Annotated in this window: 13 protein-coding genes; 5 read left to right on the top strand and 8 right to left on the bottom strand. The window is 56.5% G+C overall.

The features are described from left to right. Nucleotides 1-15: 15 nt before the first annotated feature. The 5 genes from ACJ5NV_RS16935 to ACJ5NV_RS16915 all read right to left on the bottom strand — a co-directional run bounded on the left by ACJ5NV_RS16935 (nt 16) and on the right by ACJ5NV_RS16915 (nt 6,868). Nucleotides 16-2,391 (bottom strand): beta-mannosidase, encoded by a 2,376-nt coding sequence (locus ACJ5NV_RS16935; RefSeq protein ID WP_411645597.1) that lies wholly within the window; start codon nt 2,389-2,391, stop codon nt 16-18. Further along, complete coding sequence (locus ACJ5NV_RS16930) at nt 2,388-3,467, bottom strand: ABC transporter ATP-binding protein (RefSeq protein ID WP_411645596.1); 1,080 nt, start codon at nt 3,465-3,467, stop codon at nt 2,388-2,390. The genes ACJ5NV_RS16935 and ACJ5NV_RS16930 overlap by 4 nt, the downstream gene beginning before the upstream one ends. Before the next feature lie 95 nt (nt 3,468-3,562). Continuing rightward, nucleotides 3,563-4,573: a carbohydrate ABC transporter permease gene (locus ACJ5NV_RS16925; protein ID WP_411645594.1), complete on the bottom strand. Its 1,011-nt coding sequence runs from the start codon at nt 4,571-4,573 to the stop codon at nt 3,563-3,565. Then, complete coding sequence (locus ACJ5NV_RS16920; RefSeq protein WP_411645592.1) at nt 4,566-5,498, bottom strand: carbohydrate ABC transporter permease; 933 nt, start codon at nt 5,496-5,498, stop codon at nt 4,566-4,568. The genes ACJ5NV_RS16925 and ACJ5NV_RS16920 overlap by 8 nt, the downstream gene beginning before the upstream one ends. A gap of 137 nt (nt 5,499-5,635) precedes the next feature. Beyond that, nucleotides 5,636-6,868: an ABC transporter substrate-binding protein gene (locus ACJ5NV_RS16915; protein WP_411645675.1), complete on the bottom strand. Its 1,233-nt coding sequence runs from the start codon at nt 6,866-6,868 to the stop codon at nt 5,636-5,638. A 200-nt stretch (nt 6,869-7,068) separates the two neighbouring features. Between ACJ5NV_RS16915 and ACJ5NV_RS16910 the strand changes: the two genes are divergently transcribed. Next, nucleotides 7,069-8,109 carry a LacI family transcriptional regulator gene (locus tag ACJ5NV_RS16910; protein ID WP_411645589.1) on the top strand — a complete coding sequence of 347 codons (1,041 nt, stop codon included), beginning with the start codon at nt 7,069-7,071 and terminating at the stop codon, nt 8,107-8,109. A 78-nt stretch (nt 8,110-8,187) separates the two neighbouring features. Here ACJ5NV_RS16910 and ACJ5NV_RS16905 read toward each other — a convergent pair whose 3' ends face one another. The 3 genes from ACJ5NV_RS16905 to ACJ5NV_RS16895 form a co-directional block, all read right to left on the bottom strand. Continuing rightward, a complete protein-coding gene (locus tag ACJ5NV_RS16905) occupies nt 8,188-9,636 on the bottom strand; it encodes a TRAP transporter large permease (protein ID WP_411645588.1) in 1,449 nt (482 codons plus the stop codon). A gap of 9 nt (nt 9,637-9,645) precedes the next feature. Continuing rightward, nucleotides 9,646-10,449: a TRAP transporter small permease subunit gene (locus ACJ5NV_RS16900; RefSeq protein WP_411645586.1), complete on the bottom strand. Its 804-nt coding sequence runs from the start codon at nt 10,447-10,449 to the stop codon at nt 9,646-9,648. Nucleotides 10,450-10,538: 89 nt separating this feature from the next. Further along, a complete protein-coding gene (locus ACJ5NV_RS16895) occupies nt 10,539-11,585 on the bottom strand; it encodes a TRAP transporter substrate-binding protein (RefSeq protein ID WP_411645584.1) in 1,047 nt (348 codons plus the stop codon). 456 nt (nt 11,586-12,041) lie between these two features. On the opposite strand from ACJ5NV_RS16895, the gene yidC reads away from it, so the two are divergent. Genes yidC through argB form a run of 4 tightly spaced genes read left to right on the top strand, consistent with a single transcriptional unit; the run spans nt 12,042 to nt 16,146 of the window. Then, nucleotides 12,042-13,868, top strand: a complete 1,827-nt coding sequence (yidC, locus tag ACJ5NV_RS16890) for a membrane protein insertase YidC (protein WP_411645583.1) — start codon at nt 12,042-12,044, stop codon at nt 13,866-13,868. Continuing rightward, a complete protein-coding gene (locus ACJ5NV_RS16885; RefSeq protein ID WP_411645581.1) occupies nt 13,869-14,624 on the top strand; it encodes an MOSC domain-containing protein in 756 nt (251 codons plus the stop codon). Continuing rightward, the gene (gene yihA, locus ACJ5NV_RS16880; protein WP_411645673.1) at nt 14,624-15,271 is read left to right on the top strand and encodes a ribosome biogenesis GTP-binding protein YihA/YsxC; all 648 of its coding nucleotides are present in this window, start codon (nt 14,624-14,626) and stop codon (nt 15,269-15,271) included. Before ACJ5NV_RS16885 ends, yihA begins: the two co-directional genes overlap by 1 nt. Continuing rightward, nucleotides 15,268-16,146, top strand: coding sequence for an acetylglutamate kinase (gene argB, locus ACJ5NV_RS16875; protein WP_411645579.1), 879 nt, complete (start codon nt 15,268-15,270; stop codon nt 16,144-16,146). Before yihA ends, argB begins: the two co-directional genes overlap by 4 nt. Nucleotides 16,147-16,203 lie beyond the last annotated feature (57 nt).

Here is a 16,203-nt window from a genome sequence, read left to right as displayed (position 1 = left end):
AGCACTGTCCTTTGTTCAGGTGTGTGTGGCGCCGTGCAGGTCGCGCAGCGTGAATTGTGGGTTGGCGTCAGGGTCAGCGGGCGTGAAACGCAGGGTGATTTCCTCACCCGGTAGCAAGGTCAGGACGTTCTTGTCGAACCGGCCGGGCACGTCAGCCTCTACGCTGACGAAATGGGCAAGGCCGGTGGCGCTAATCGTGATCTCACCCGTGCCAGAAACTTGCATATGCAGACCAGCGGGTCGCAGGTCATAGCTTTTGTAGGGCAGCGGGGCAAATGTATCGCTCCCCTTGTTGCCCGCGTCGTCTTCCCAGCGAAAATGCAGCATTTCCTGCGTGTGCAGACTGTCGCCCGGAATAGTTAGCAAGTCTACGGCGGTGTCAGCGACCTCTCCCGTGGTCTGGCCCAGATCGCGCATCGTGCCATCCATGCCGATCGCATGCGCAGTCACAGTCACGCCCACGGGGGTCGGCGCGTCATTGACTGCGCGCAGCACATATTTCCCATCGACAGGTACGGCGGTCACAAGAAGCGGCGCGTAGAACGCTGCCGCCATGTGATGCATCAATTTCCAACCGCCCCCATAATCCAGCGAGGCCCAGCTACAGACGGGCCAGGTGTCATTGAGCTGCCAGATCAGGGTGCCCATGCAATGTGGCTTCAGGCTGCGCCAATGGGTGACGGCGGTCTTGATCGCCAGCCCCTGCTGGATTTGCGAAAGATAGACAAAATCCGCGAATTTTTCCGGCCAGCGGAAATAGCGGAACATGGTTTCCGCGATCCGGGCATTTCCGCCTGCGTTCTTTTGATGGCTTTCCAGCACCGGCGCCGCGATGTTGTGATCGGCGGGCGCCGCAAATTGGTTGATCTCCTGCATCGACGGGTAGCTTTGAAAACCGAATTCAGAGCAAAAGCGCGGGCTGACATCGCGGTAATGCTCAAAGTCCCGACCTTCGTGCCAGACTGACCAGAAATGCATGTCGCCTGATCCGTCGTCATGCCAGGCATCGCCAAAATTCATCGGGCCAGGGGATGGGGACGACGGCCACCAGATCGCTTGTGGGTCGGTATCTTTCAGGGCCGTTTCAATGCAGCGGTTCAGCCGGTCGTAGTTAACAAGATAGCGGTCCCGATCCTGCCGCGAACAGTCGTACCAGCCCAGCGCACCGATCAACTCGTTATCGCCACACCAAAGTGCGACGCTTGCATGATGCTGAATCCGCGCCACGTTATCCGCCACTTCCGCGCGCACCTCGTCCAAAAAAGCGTCGTCTGAGGGGTAAAGGTTGCATGCGAACATAAAGTCCTGCCAAACCAGCAACCCCAGCGCATCGCAGGTATCGTAAAAGCTATCAGGTTCGTAGCGCCCACCGCCCCAGACTCGGATCATGTTCATGTTTGCGTCGACAGCGGATTGCAGTAGATCGCGGGTTTTGGCATCGGTAATGCGCCCCGGCAGTGCATCAGCAGGGATCCAGTTCGCACCCTTGCAGAAGATATCCCGGCCATTGATCCGAAATTTGAAGCCCAACCCGGCTTCATCAGGCTCTGTGATCAGCTCCATCTGGCGCAAACCGATCCGTCGCGTGGTCTTTGCCTTGGCGAAGGTCACCTCAAGATCATAAAGTGGCTGCGCCCCCTGCCCTGCGGGCCACCAGAGCTCCGGATCCGGGATAAGCAGCGACAGCGTGCAAATGCCATCTTTGGTGTTGCCCTGTGCATGCTGCCCGGCGATGGTTGCGCTTACCTCGCCCGAGTCGCCCGCCACATGCACGGTGACATCTAGCTTCACCCCCTGATCCGAATGGTCCTGTGCCACTATGATCCAGTCGATCCGTGGTGCGGCGGATGATTCGATCCGCATCGCCCCATAGATGCCAAATGGCGCAAGTGCGATATTCCAGTCCCAACCGAAATCGCAGGCGGGTTTGCGCAGCATGTTGCCGTTCGGGATCGGGCAATTGTCGCTATTGGGCAAAGGAAATGGATGCGCCGCCTGTTTCGCCGCACCGGCGGCCACGACAGAATGAAAGGTCACGCTGATCGTGTTTTGCCCCGACCGTGCCACGTCACGCAGTGACACTCGATACGTACGAAAAGCATTTTCGGCGGTTAGCACCACCTGTTCATTGACGCGCACGGTTACGACGCAGTCCACCTCTGACAAGACCAGATCGACGTCTGTGTTCGTCAATGTGACATCACGGGTGATCACCCAGTCGCGTTCGGAAATCCAGCGCAGTCCGTATTCTTTCCGCCCCCAATAGGGATCCGGGATCAGACCAGCCGCGTGCAGCGCGGTGATCCCGTCTGTCGGCAGATGCATGTCGCAGGTATACTCGCCCTGCGCGTCGGCAAGGGTCCATTTTCCCGCCAAGTCGAGATATGTCACAAACGGTCCTCGGTCTTTTTGTCGAACAGCGAGGCGTGCGAGGGGTCAATCCCGATTTGCAGGATGTCGCCCTCATCCACGCGGGCTTTGCCATCCATCCGGACGCGAAACAGATGTCTGCCAAGCTTGGCATAGACCAGCGTGTCAGAGCCCATCGGCTCTACCAGATCGACGGTGACATCATACTGCAGCGGCGCTTTGCTGACCAATTCGCCGGTCACCACATGTTCCGGCCTGATCCCGATAACCGCCGGACGGCCCGCCGTTTGCGGGGCTGCAAACGCATAGCCCGACATGGGCATCACCATATCATCGACCTTGAAATTCGTACCGTCCAATGTGCCCTCAAGAAAGTTCATCGAAGGGCTACCGATGAAATCGGCCACATAAAGGTTCCGCGGCTGATGATAGATTTCATTCGGCGTGCCAAGCTGCATGATCTTGCCGCCCTTCATCACCGCAATCCGGTCGGCCAGGGTCATCGCCTCCACCTGATCGTGGGTCACATAGACAATGGTGTTCTTAAGCTGGTGGTGCAGCCGTTTCAGTTCCACCCGCAGATCGACCCGCAGTTTCGCGTCGAGGTTCGACAGCGGTTCATCAAATAGAAAAACATCCACATCGCGCACCAGCGCCCGCCCGATTGCGACCCGCTGCCGCTGGCCACCTGACAGCGCACCGGGTTTGCGGTCTAACAGCTGTTCGATCTGCAAAATCTCTGCGGCGCGTGCGACCCGCTTTTCGATCTCATCCTTTGGCAATTTCGCGTTTTTCAACCCAAAGGACAAGTTTCCGCGCACCGTCATCTGCGGATAGAGCGCGTAGGATTGAAACACCATGCCGATCCCGCGCTCGGATGGTTCGGCCCATGTGACGTTCTTATCCTTGATGTAGATTTGCCCGTCCGTGACCTCTAGTAGCCCGGCGATACAGTTCAAAAGCGTGGATTTCCCGCATCCGGATGAGCCCAGAAGCACCAGAAATTCGCCCTCATGGATGTTCAGGTTCAGCTCTTGCAGCACCTTCACCGACCCGAAAGCGAGATCGAGGTCTTTGATTTCGACAGAATAGCTCACTGGTGTTATCTCCTCGGCAGCGAGCCGCAGCCCGCTGTATTTAGTCTTGGAAAGGCACCTTGGGTGCCTTTCGTTCTATTGCGCAGCCTCATGGATCACCCTTTGACGGCGCCGGCTGCGATGCCGCGCACAAAGAGTTTGCCAGAGGCAAAGTAGATCACGAGAGGCACAAGCCCGGTCAGCAGAGTTGCCGCCATATTGACGTTATATTCCCGCACCCCCTGCACCGAATTCACGATGTTATTGAGCTGCACTGTCATCGGATATGTATCGGGCTTGGTGTAGATCACCCCAAACAAGAAGTCGTTCCAGATACCGGTCACTTGCAGGATCATTGCCACCACAAAGATCGGCAGCGACATGGGCAGCATGATCTGGAAATAGATCCGCCAGAACCCGGCACCATCGACACGGGCCGCCTTGAACAACTCTTCCGGCACCGAGGTGAAGTAATTCCGGAACAGCAGCGTCAGGATCGGCATACCAAAGATCGTGTGCACGATGACCAGACCCGCGAGCGACCCCATCAGGCGTACCCTGCCAAAGCCTTCGAAACCCATCGCCTCTAGCATTGGATTGGCCAGTTGCAGGACATTAGTGATCCCGTCGCCGCTTTCGCGCAGCAAGATCACGATGGGATAGATCATCACCTGATACGGAATGAAGGCGCCGAAAATGAGGATGGTAAAGAACACCTCGGACCCTTTGAACCGCCAGTTGGCCAGCGCATAGCCATTTACCGAAGCAATCGCGATAGAGAGAAAGACAGACGGAATTAGGATCCAGACAGAGTTCCAAAAGCCGCGGCTCAACCCTTCGCAGTTGATGCCAGTGCATGCCTCTGCCCATGCTTTCACCCAAGGTTGGAATGTCGCCTCTACTGGGGGAGCAAAAATATTGCCCAGCCGGATTTCCGGCATGCCCTTCAGCGAAGTGACGATCATCACGTAAAGCGGCAGCAGGTAGTAAAGGCAGACTACGAATAATACGCTGTAGATGATGATATTATTGGTCGAGAATGCCTTTTTCGGCTTTGGCCCGCGTGGCCCGGTCAGTTCCTTGTTGACCGCGTCCAACCCGACGCCTGCACTTGTCGCATCAGTCACGTTTCTTGCCTCCGAATTCGAGATAGGCCCAAGGGATCAGCACGATCAGCACGCTGACAAGCATCATGGTGGATGCGGCAAACCCTTGTCCGAGGTTTTGCGACTGGAACATTTTTTCGATCACATATTTGGCGGGGACTTCTGACGCGATGCCAGGTCCGCCGGATGTCTGGGCGACGACAAGGTCGTAGACCTTGATAATTCCGGATGCGATCAGCACCAGCGCGGTCACAAAGACTGGCTTCATCATTGGTATGATGATGAAAATATAGGTTTTCCACGCCGGGATGCCTTCGACGCGCGAGGCTTTCCAGATGTCTTCATCAATGCCCCGCAGCCCGGCAAGCATGACAACCATGATAAAGCCTGACCCCTGCCAGATCCCCGCAATCAGGATACCAAAGATGACGATATCGGGGTTGTTGAGCGGGTCAAAGGTAAAGCTTGTCCAGCCAGCTTCGCGCACAACGTTCTGAAGGCCGAGGCTGGGGTTCAGAATCCACTGCCACGCCAGCCCGGTCACGATGAAGGACAAAGCGAACGGATAAAGGATGATAGTCCGGATCGTGTTTTCAAACCGAATTTTGCGATCAAGCAATGCGGCGAGCGTGAAACCGATCACCAGCGACAGGATCATGGAACAGAACCCATAGATCGCAAGGTTTTCCACGCTGATCAGCCAGCGGCTTGTTCCCCAAAGCCGTTCATATTGATCAAGCCCGACCCATTTATCGGGCGCCGGCAAAAGCCGAGATCCGGTGAAAGAATGATAGACTGTCCACAACGTACAACCGATGAACACCACCACTGCAGTGAACACCATCGGTATGGACGCGATCTTGGCGGTCATGTTTTTGAACAAGCGCGACGGGCGTTTTTCCACAACGCGTCTGTCGGCTACCTGTCCGGCATCTGTTATCGCCATCACGCGGCCTTTCCAAGCTATGCTGATTTTGATCAATGCGTCAGGATATCTGCAGTTTGCAGCTATCGCGCGCCGATCCTGTTTCGCCCGAAGGCCCGAGGCTGAAACACACCCCGGACCCTCGGCGTGAAACTTGCTTAGTCAGCGTCTGCGATGATGTCGGCGTAGCGGGCTTGCGCATCCGCAGCGGTGATCGACGGGTCGTTCCAGAATTCGACCATCAGGTCTTCGATCTGGCCTTGCGTATCAGGGCTCAGCGACATGTCACCCGAAGGTAGCACATTGCCGGATGCAAGGATCTCAAGACCTTTTTGCATGCAGTCATTTGCTGCGGCCAGATCGACATCGCCCCGCACAGGCAAAGAGCCTTTTTTCAGGTTGAACGCGACCTGCACCTCAGGAGAGAGCAGCAGCGCGGCAAGCTCTTTTTGTGCCGCTTCGATTTCAGGATCATCCTGTTTGGGGAAGTAGAACGCATCCCCGGCGGTATCGAGGATTTCATTCGCGCCAAGACCTGGCAGGCAGGTGTAGTCCTGACCGGCAACTTGTTCAGCAACCTGGAATTCACCCTGCGCCCAGTCACCCATGATCTGCGCACCGGCTTGGCCGGTAATCACAAGGTTTGTCGCTTGGTTCCAATCCTGCACATTTGAATTTTCAGCCATAGAACGCGCGCTTTCGGCGGCTTCGAAGACGCGTGCGTAATCTGGTCCGGCGGCGACTTCGGCGTTTTTATTCACGGTGACTTCGCGCCATGCGTCCGTTCCGGCGATGGCCACAGCCATAACACCAAAGGCGCCGTTTGCCTGCCAAGGCTGCTGCCCCATGGCAAGGGGGATTTTACCCGCCGCTTCGAGCGCGTCACGCGCATCGACAAATTCATCCCAATTGGCCGGAACAGCAACACCGGCGTCGTCAAAGGCTTTGTGGCTCAGCCACATCCACTGCCACGAGTGGATATTGACTGGCGCGCAATAGATACGCCCATCAAGGGTGCAAGCGTCCAAAAGCGAGGATGGAAAAACCGAATCTTTCCAACCTTCGGCTTCAGCCACATCGGTAATATCAAGAAGCATCCCCGCTTCGATCAACTCTTCGGCCTGACGACCGTGGTTAAGCTGGGTTGCCGCCATCGGATCCCCGCCGAGAATGCGCGAGATGATGATTGGACGTGCCGTGCCGCCGGAGCCTGCAATCGCACCGTCCACCCAAGTATTGCCGGTTGCATCAAATGCTTTGGCGAACTCTGCGACAGCGGCGGCTTCGCCACCGGATGTCCACCAATGCGTGACCTCCAGCTCAGCAGCCGAGACCGCCGATGCGCTCACAAATGCCGTTGCGGACAATAGTTTTGCGATATGTCTCACGATTTTATCCTCCCTGACCTAAATCGTTGTAGAAAATCCTATAACGATTTAGATTAACCTCGCAAGAACTATTCGGGTCGTAAGGACAAACGTGTCTTCGATAGGTTCACCGCAATGTTGGTATATATTTTTCGCGGCATCTGACACTGGAACAGTCGCAAGATTTGTGCCAGTGCGGCGGCCGGAACAGGAGAGACGATCAAATGGCGCATACAAAAGGCAATGACAACGCAGCGGCGCCCTCGTCATCACGCACAAAACCGACGCTGAAGACGATTGCCCGGATCAGCGGTCTGGCCGTTCCGACCGTATCGCGCGCGTTGAATGATGCCCCTGATATTGGAAGTGAAACCAAAAAGCTGATCCGCAAAATCGCGAGCGAGATCGGATATGTTCCGAATCGCGCTGGCGTGCGCCTGCGCACCGGGCGGACCAATGTGATTACACTTGTCATGTCAACGCAGCACGATCTGATGAGTCACACCGCACGTCTGATCGCCTCGGTCGCGGGTGGGTTACGCAATACGCCATTTCATCTGGTCGTCACGCCGTTTTTCCCTGATCAGGACCCGATGGAGCCGGTCCGCTATATCGTTGAAACCGGATCAGCAGATGCGATCATCATGAACCAGATACAGGCGCAGGATCCACGTGTCGCCTATCTGATGGAACGAGGCTTTCCCTTTGCCACCCACGGTCGCACGGATTGGGCGGATAAACATCCCTATTATGATTTCGATAATGAATGTTTCGGACGGCTAGCGGTCAAGCAACTGGCCGAACGCGGACGCAAGCATATCCTGCTGATCGCGCCGCCGCAGGCCCATAACTATGCCCAGCACATGATCGCGGGTGCCCGTGATTCAGCGATTCGCTACGCCGCAGCGCTGGATGTCGCAGGTGGTGTAACCAGCGACAGCAGCAGCGAAGAGGTCGTTGCATTTATCCGAGAGACACTGCGCAACCATCCCGACGTTGATGCGATCATCACCGCATCGACATCGTCCGCTATGGCCGCCGTCGCCGCGTTGGAACAAGAGGGCGCGCAGGTGGGACAGCAGATCGACGTTTTCGCCAAGGAGGCGGTTCCGTTCATGAAGCTGTTCCGTGCCGATATGCTGACAATGTCCGAACAGGTCGGCACCGCAGGCGCGTTTTTGGCGAAGGCCGCAATTCAGGCGATCCGCGATCCCGAAGCCCCACCGATGCAGGCACTGGATGTGCCGACCGAAGATACCAAATGATCTTACGCATTTCGATTGCTAGCTGAATCACCAATTGCTGCCTTTCGCCTTTGGTGGTCGGCGATGTTGCCAAACGCGTTAGTTGCCATATGCCACCGACGGCAACCATGTGACCAGCGACGGGTATTCGAACACGATGTACAATCCCAGCAATTGCAGCAGCACGAAGGGCACAACCCCCCGGTAAATATGGCTGATGTTCACGCCGGGTGGGCAGACACCTTTCAGATAGAACAATGCAAAGCCCACCGGTGGCGTCAGGAACGACGTCTGCAAAGTCACTGCAACGAGGATGGCAAACCATGTCACCACGGGCTCTGCCACTTGGTTATAGCCGTTGATATCCCCTTCGATTCCCAGCCCTTGAACGATTGGCAGCATCAGCGGCATGATGATGATCGTGATCTCGATCCAGTCGAGCAGGAACCCAAGCAAGAATACGATGAACAGGATGAAGATGATGATCGCATAGGGATCATCAAATGCCGCCAGCACCATACCTTCGATGATTTCATCCCCGCCATAGCGCCGCAGGATCAAGGCAAAGAAGTTAGCCGCCAGAAAGATACCAACGATATAGCCGGTGGTGTTCAGGGTGGAGCGGCTGACTTCGCGTAGGACTTTGAAAGACAGCCGCCGGTTGGCGAACGCCAGCAATGTCGCACCGAAAGCGCCCAAGCCCGATGCCTCTGTCGGGGTGGCGAAACCCGCAAAAATCGAGCCCAGCACGAGCAGGATCAAGATCATCGGCGGGATGACCGCGATCAGAACTTCGCTGATTTCATGCCAGCCCACATGTTCGGCCCGTTCGGGCGCGGGCATCGCGTCGGGATTGATCAACCCATAAATCACGATAAAGCCGATATAAAGCCCGCCGAGGATCAACCCCGGAAAGAGCGCGCCCATGAACAAATCACCCAGCGAAATCGCCAGCTGGTCAGACATAATCACCAGCATAATCGACGGGGGGATCAGAATGCCCAGCGTCCCGGCAGAGGCGATGGTCCCTGTGGCAATGGGCTTGGAATAATTCTGCTGCATCATCGCGGGTAGTGCCATAACGCCCAGCAATGTGACCGAAGCCCCGATCACCCCGGTAGAGGCGGCAAGGATAATACCGATCAGCAACACAGTCAGCGACAGCCCACCCCGCAGCCCCCCAAAGAGTTTCTGCATCGCATGCATCATCCGCTGGGCAACGCCCGACTGATCCAACATCAGCCCCATAAAGATAAACATGGGCAAGGCGACAAGCACAGGATTCTGAACTGTGTTCCCGAAGAGTCGGCTCGACAGGACATTCAGCCGTTGATAGTCGATCCCCGTCCGGTCGAAGGGGATGATATCGCGAAAGAAACCGCGATACGGGTCCAGCGCCAGTTCGGCAATCAGCACGAATACAAGGCTGACGCCCACCAGCGCCATAGCGACAGGAATGCCTCGAAAAAGCATCCAGATGAAGGTGCCGAACATCGCAAGCACGGCGATTTCATTGAGAGAGATAGCGTGGCCGGAAATTGTAAGCATCAGTGGGTCCTAGCGCAGCGTCTGTCGGCGCTGGTCCAGCGCGCGTAGTGTCAAGATAATGATGGGAGTCAGGATAAGCGCCGCAACAACCGTGTATGTGAATTCGTAGACGCCGATTTCGACCTCATCGAAAACCGCGTGCCGCCCGATCTGTCGACCGCGTGTACCCGCCGGGCTCGTCAGCCAGATGATGACCCAAAGACAGTAATAGATCGTCAGGTTGATCAGAAAGAACGTAGCGGGCAGCGCCGCAAGCATTTGTTGCCAAAGCGCCGAGCGCCCTTGCGTGCGAAGGCTCCGATAGATCGCAGCCCAACACGCGATACCCACGAAAATAAAGCTGATGTTCACAAAGCTTTTCAGGATCCACAGATTATGCAGACCGTTAGGGCTGGAAGAGCCTTCATCCGCGCCGATTGACTGAATTGCATAGCCCAGCGTCACGTCCCAACACAGGATAATGAAGGGCAGAAACAACCAGCCCAGCGCAAAGATGTCGATCCGGCTTTTCTTGTCCTGCGGGAAGTGATCGTACAGGATATCGACCCTGACATGGCTGTTGGTTGTCACCGCATAGCCGACACCGACCAACACCGCAGCACCGTAAAGCCACCACTGCAAATCATCAAGCCAAGCCTGATTCATCCCAATGCCGCGCAGCACCACCTGTGCGCAGATCGCCAGCATCAAGATCGGAAAGAGCCATGCCGCAATGTTCGCGACTAATATGACGAAACGGTCGGCGCGGTTATGATTTTTCCGGCCGATCTCTCCGGGGTCGGAAATCGCGGCGATTTCTTTGATCTCTTCCATTCTGGTCTCTTCCTGCGGTCTTGTGCGTCGTGCATGGGCATCCGGGCGGCAGTGCCGCCCAGATGCTTATTTATCCAGTGGGTATTGGATCAGTTGCGCGGGCGTGGCAGGTAGATGTTGTCAGACCAGACTTTGTACCCTGCGCGGAATTCCTGAAGATCGGCCCAGACCTCGTTGAAGAGCGGGTCTTCGGCAGCCAGTTCCGCAGCGACTTCGTTCCAAGCAGCCTCAAACGCGTCCAGCATTTCCGGCGGCCACTGCTTGATGGTTACGCCGTGCTCTTCGGTGTTCTGAACCATCGCGCTATAATTGATCGCTTCGCCTTCGGCATAGTTGTCTGTGATATTGGCCAGACAGGCGACCTCAATCTGCCGTTGGCTGACATCATCCAGGTCTTCCCAGCGATCCTTGTTGATCAGCAGTTCAAACATAGTGGCGGGCTGGTGCCATCCGGGGAAATAGTTGAACGACGCGATGTTGTGGAAACCCAGCCGCTGGTCGATCGCAGGCATGGAAAATTCGGTCGCATCAATTGCACCGCGTTCCAGCGCTGGAAAGATATCGCCCGATGCCAGCAATGACGTGGAGACGCCCAGCCTTTGCATCACCTCGGCCCCGAGACCGAAGAAGCGCATATTCAGCCCTTCGAGATCTTCAATCGCGGTGATTTCATTTTTGAACCAACCGCTGGTTTCGGGTGCGATGATCCCGCAGGGGATAACGTGCACGTCATAGCCTGCCTCGTCATACATGCGCTGGAAAAGCGCCCAGCCATCATCATAGAGAATCCATGCAAGGAATTCGCCCGCCTCTGGCCCGAATGGCACCGCGGCAAAAAGAGATGCCGAAGGGATTTTACCCTGCCAATAGCCCGAAGTCGTATAGGCCGCATCGACCGAACCATTGGAGACCGCATCAAGCGCTTCGAGCGTGGGCACCAACTCACCGGGGTCGAAATGTTCAAATTCAACATCGTTCGAAATACCGTTAATCTTTTCGGCAAATGTCACGGCGGCAGTACCCAGAATGGGCAGGTTTTTCCCGAATGCAGATGTCATTTCAAAGGTTTCCTGCGCGACGGCAGGCGTCGAAATGACCGCAGCGCCGAACGCAGCTGATACCAGCGTTTTCTTCATAATATTCCTCCCTTGTGGCCCCGCGGGGCCGATGGTCGATAAATTAATGACGGCGCGTGACCAAAGCGCCGCTGTCAGACATAAGGCTGACAATTGTCAGCCCCTTCGCACCGTAACCGTTGGCTACGGATGGCATTGGCGGGCTGTCTTCTTAGTACCGTCACGCTATTTGCGCGGGCGGTACCGTCCTCCAAGACAACTAGACCCAATGTCCATATTGATGCATCGGTTCAGCGAACTGAGCCTTTGCTTGGCAAAGCTTAGAATAATTGTGGGCCATTTGGCGACATTTTTATCTGTCTGCCCCAAACAAGTTCAGCATCAAAGCCGCCACGGGATCACTGGCCGGATCACAACTGCGGCCAAAGCCCTTTATTTTCTGAAAACGCCTTGACCTTTCGCCGCCTGACAGGTTGAAGAACCTTCAGATTTTTAGCTGGATACGGGCGGTGTCAAATGGACGACCAGAACAAGAACCTCATCCTGGCGACGGTGCTAAGCTTTGCCGTCATCATGGCATGGACTGTATTGTTCCCGCAGGAAGAACCGCTGGTTGATCCCGCACAGGAAACCACAATCAGCGTCGAAGACCCTGCTTTGCCTGCGACCGACCCGGTCAGCACAGGCAGCACCGCGCCGGGCGATGCCCCGGCCGCAGAGCCTGAAGCGGAAGTTGCGCGCATCGCGATTGAAACGCCGCAGCTTGTCGGCTCTCTGTCGCTGCGTGGTGGCCGGATTGATGATCTGGCACTGACCCAATATCGCGAAACAAACGAACCCGACGCCGATATCGTCCGTCTGCTGAAACCTGTGGGCGAACCTGATGCCTATTTCGCCACCTTTGGCTGGACCGCGACCGATGGGCTAACTGCAGATCAGGTTCCAGGCCCCGATACGATCTGGTCGCTGGAAAATGGCGATACGCTGACGCCTGAAACCCCCGTAACACTGATCTGGGATAACGGCGCAGGACAGGTCTTTCGCCAAACCGTTGCTGTCGATGACAGCTTTATGTTCACGTTTACCCAGTCGGTCGACAACAGTGGTGACGCAGCGATTTCCACCCGCCCCTTTGGTCTTTTGCGCCGCCATGGTGAGCCTGCAGACCTAAAAAACTTCTTTATCCTGCACGAAGGTCTGGTGCGGATGACCGATGCCGAGCTGGAAGAAACCAGCTATGACGACATAACGGATTACCCGATTGATCCGCGCGAACGTACGCAGGCCGAACGGCTGGATGCAACCACATCCGGTTGGATCGGATACACCGACCACTACTGGATGACGACCCTGATCCCCGACCAGTCATCGCCGTTCCGGTCGACGTCGAAATACTATGACTCGCGTGATCTGTATCAGGCCGAGGCCGTGATGCCGATCACGACGGTTGCATCTGGCGACACAGCAACCGTCACAACCCGCCTGTTCGCAGGTGCCAAAGAATGGGAAGCGATCCGCCACTACCAGAACGAAGAGGGCGTGACCGGCTTTTTGGACTCTATTGACTGGGGCTGGTTCTTTTTTCTGACAAAGCCGATCTTTGCGCTGCTGCATTTTCTGAACAAAGCCATCGGCAATATGGGCTGGTCCATTCTTGCCTTGACCGTGATCCTGAAAATTATCGTTTTGCCGCTTGCCTATAAATCCTATGTCTCCATGGCGCGGATGAAGGAATTGCAGCCTGAAATGGAGGCCCTGAAAGAGCGTGCTGGCGATGACCGTCAAGCGATGCAGCAGGGCATGATGAAACTTTACAAGGACAACAAGGTGAACCCCGCAGCGGGTTGCCTGCCGATCCTGTTGCAAATCCCGATCTTTTTCTCGCTCTACAAAGTGATCTTTGTCACGATTGAACTGCGTCATGCGCCATGGATCGGCTGGATTCGCGACCTGAGCGCGCCTGATCCGTCTTCAATCCTGAACCTGTTCGGATTGCTTCCGTTCGCGGCCCCTGAACAAGGGACGTTGCTGGCCCTGATCGCCATCGGCATTCTGCCACTGATGCTGGGTGTGTCCATGTGGTTGCAGCAAAAGCTGAACCCGGCCCCGACCGATCCGACACAGCAGATGATCTTTGCGTGGATGCCGTGGATCTTCATGTTCATGCTGGGCAATTTCGCATCCGGTCTGGTGCTCTACTGGATTGCCAACAACCTGATCACCTTCATCCAGCAATATGCGATCATGCGCAGCCATGGGGCGAAACCGGATGTGTTCGGGAATATCAAGCGAAGCGTGACCCGCAAGAAACCGGTCGATCTCGACAAGCCGAAAGGGAAGTAGATGATCCGCGTGTCGGCTCTCTGGCGTCACCCGATCAAGAGCCACGGGCGCGAAGCATTGGATACGGTGACCCTTGTCACCGGCCAGACAATGCCGTGGGACAGGCATTGGGCTGTGACGCATGAGCGGACAAAATTCGATCCTGCGGATCCCGCATGGGTCGGCTGCCGTAACTTTGTCATCGGCAGCAGCACCCCTGCATTGGCAGGGATTTGGGCACAGCTGGATGAAGAGACCCGCACGGTCACGCTGCGCCATCAGGACCTGGGCACACTAGAATTTCGTCCCGATGACCCCGCCGATGTGGAACGCTTCCTTGACTGGCAGCGTCCGCTTTGCGCCGACGCCAGCTTTCAGCCTACAGGCATCGCGCATGTACCCGCGCGCGGGATGACGGACAGCAAATTTCCCAGCCTGTCGATTATGACTCGCGCCAGTCACAAAGCGGTCGAAGACGAGCTGGGCCTACCACTGGAGCCTGAACGGTGGCGCGGCAATATCTGGCTGGACGGCACGGCGCCGTGGGAAGAATGCGCGTGGATCGGTCGTGACCTGCGCATCGGTGACGCTGTGCTGCATATCGAAGAACCGATCAAGCGGTGCAAACATACGATGGTCAATCCACAGACCGGTGTCCGTGATGTCGATACACTCGCTGCGCTGCGCGATGGTTGGGATCATCAGAATTTCGGCGTCTATGCGACGGTGACACAAGGCGGGCAAATCTCTGTAGACAGCCTGGTAGAGGTAATATGATGGAACTGCGTTTTCCCGAAGCTGAGACCCCGGATGACATTGCAATCGAGGCAGGGCGCAAGCTTTTCGCGGGCGAAACCGAATTCCTAAAAGGCGTCGTGGCCATGAACGGCCTGCCCCCTGCTGACCGGGTAGAAATCTGCTTTGCCGGGCGGTCGAATGTGGGAAAATCCTCTCTCATCAACGCGCTGACTGGGCGTAAGGGTCTTGCCCGCGCCTCGAACACGCCGGGCCGGACGCAAGAGATCAACTTTTTCACCGCAGGCGATATCTACGTGGTCGACCTGCCCGGTTATGGCTTTGCCAATGCCCCCGTCGCTGTGGTGGAAAAATGGCAGCGCCTGTTGAAACAGTATCTGTCCGGACGCCAGACACTACGCCGGGTCTTTGTGCTGATCGACGCGCGCCACGGTGCCAAGGCGGTAGATGAAGAGATCATGTCGCTTTTGGACAAATCCGCGGTGACATTTCAGGTGGTGATGACCAAAACCGACAAGGTGAAGGGCGCGGCACTGGAAGAATCGCTGACCCGCACCCGCGCGGCACTGGCCAAACACCCCGCAGCATTCCCCGAATTGCTTTTGACATCGTCAGAGAAGGCCGAGGGCATTCCAACCCTGCGCGCCATCATCGCTGGTATTTCATGAAGAAAAGGACCCCCGACATGAATCGTGACTGGATCGTAACCGCACGCACTCTGTCCGAGGCACTCCCTTACCTGCAACGCTATTCCGGCGCGGTGGTCGTGGTGAAATTCGGTGGGAATGCCATGGGTGACGCCGATGCAATGGCCGCGTTTGCCCGTGATATCGTGCTGATGAAACAGGTCGGCATGAACCCCGTTGTCGTGCATGGCGGCGGTCCGATGATCAACGAGATGCTGGATAAGCTAGGCATCAAATCTGAATTCGTGCGCGGCAAGCGCGTGACCGATCAGCGCACTGTCGAAGTGGTCGAGATGGTGCTGACCGGGCTGGTCAACAAGCGCATTGTACAGGCAATCATGGATGAAGGCGGCCGCGCTGTCGGGCTGTCGGGCAAAGATGACGATCTGATGGTGGCCGAGGTGGACGACCCAGAACTGGGCTTCGTGGGCAGACCAGTTGAAATGAACGTGCAGGTGCTGCGCGACCTGTATAGTGCGGGCATCATCCCTGTGGTGGCTCCGGTGGCAACCGGCATGGATATGCTGGAAACGTTTAATGTGAATGGCGACACTGCTGCCGGCGCGATCGCCGGGGCGCTGAAAGCTGACCGGCTCTTGTTGCTTACGGATGTGGCCGGTGTGAAAGACGCCAGCGGAGAAGTTATCACACAGATCACCCCGGATCAGGTCCACGCGATGATTGCGGATGGCACCATTGCGGGTGGCATGATCCCCAAGACCGAAACCGCGCTTTACGCGCTGGAAAAAGGTGTGCGCGCCGTGGTCATCTTGGATGGCCGCCTGCCCAATGCCTGCCTGCTGGAACTCTTTACAGAGCACGGCGCCGGGTCGATCATCCGCGAACCCCGCGACTGAAACGCTGCATCGCTCACAAAGCTGTGCTATAGATCATCTGTTCCTTGTCCGGAGATT

It is taken from the genome of Loktanella agnita, assembly GCF_046640325.1.
In the GTDB taxonomy this organism is placed as follows: Bacteria; Pseudomonadota; Alphaproteobacteria; order Rhodobacterales; family Rhodobacteraceae; genus Yoonia; species Yoonia agnita.
Note: the sequence above shows the minus strand (reverse complement) of the source record. Positions and strands in the feature narration are given on the sequence as shown.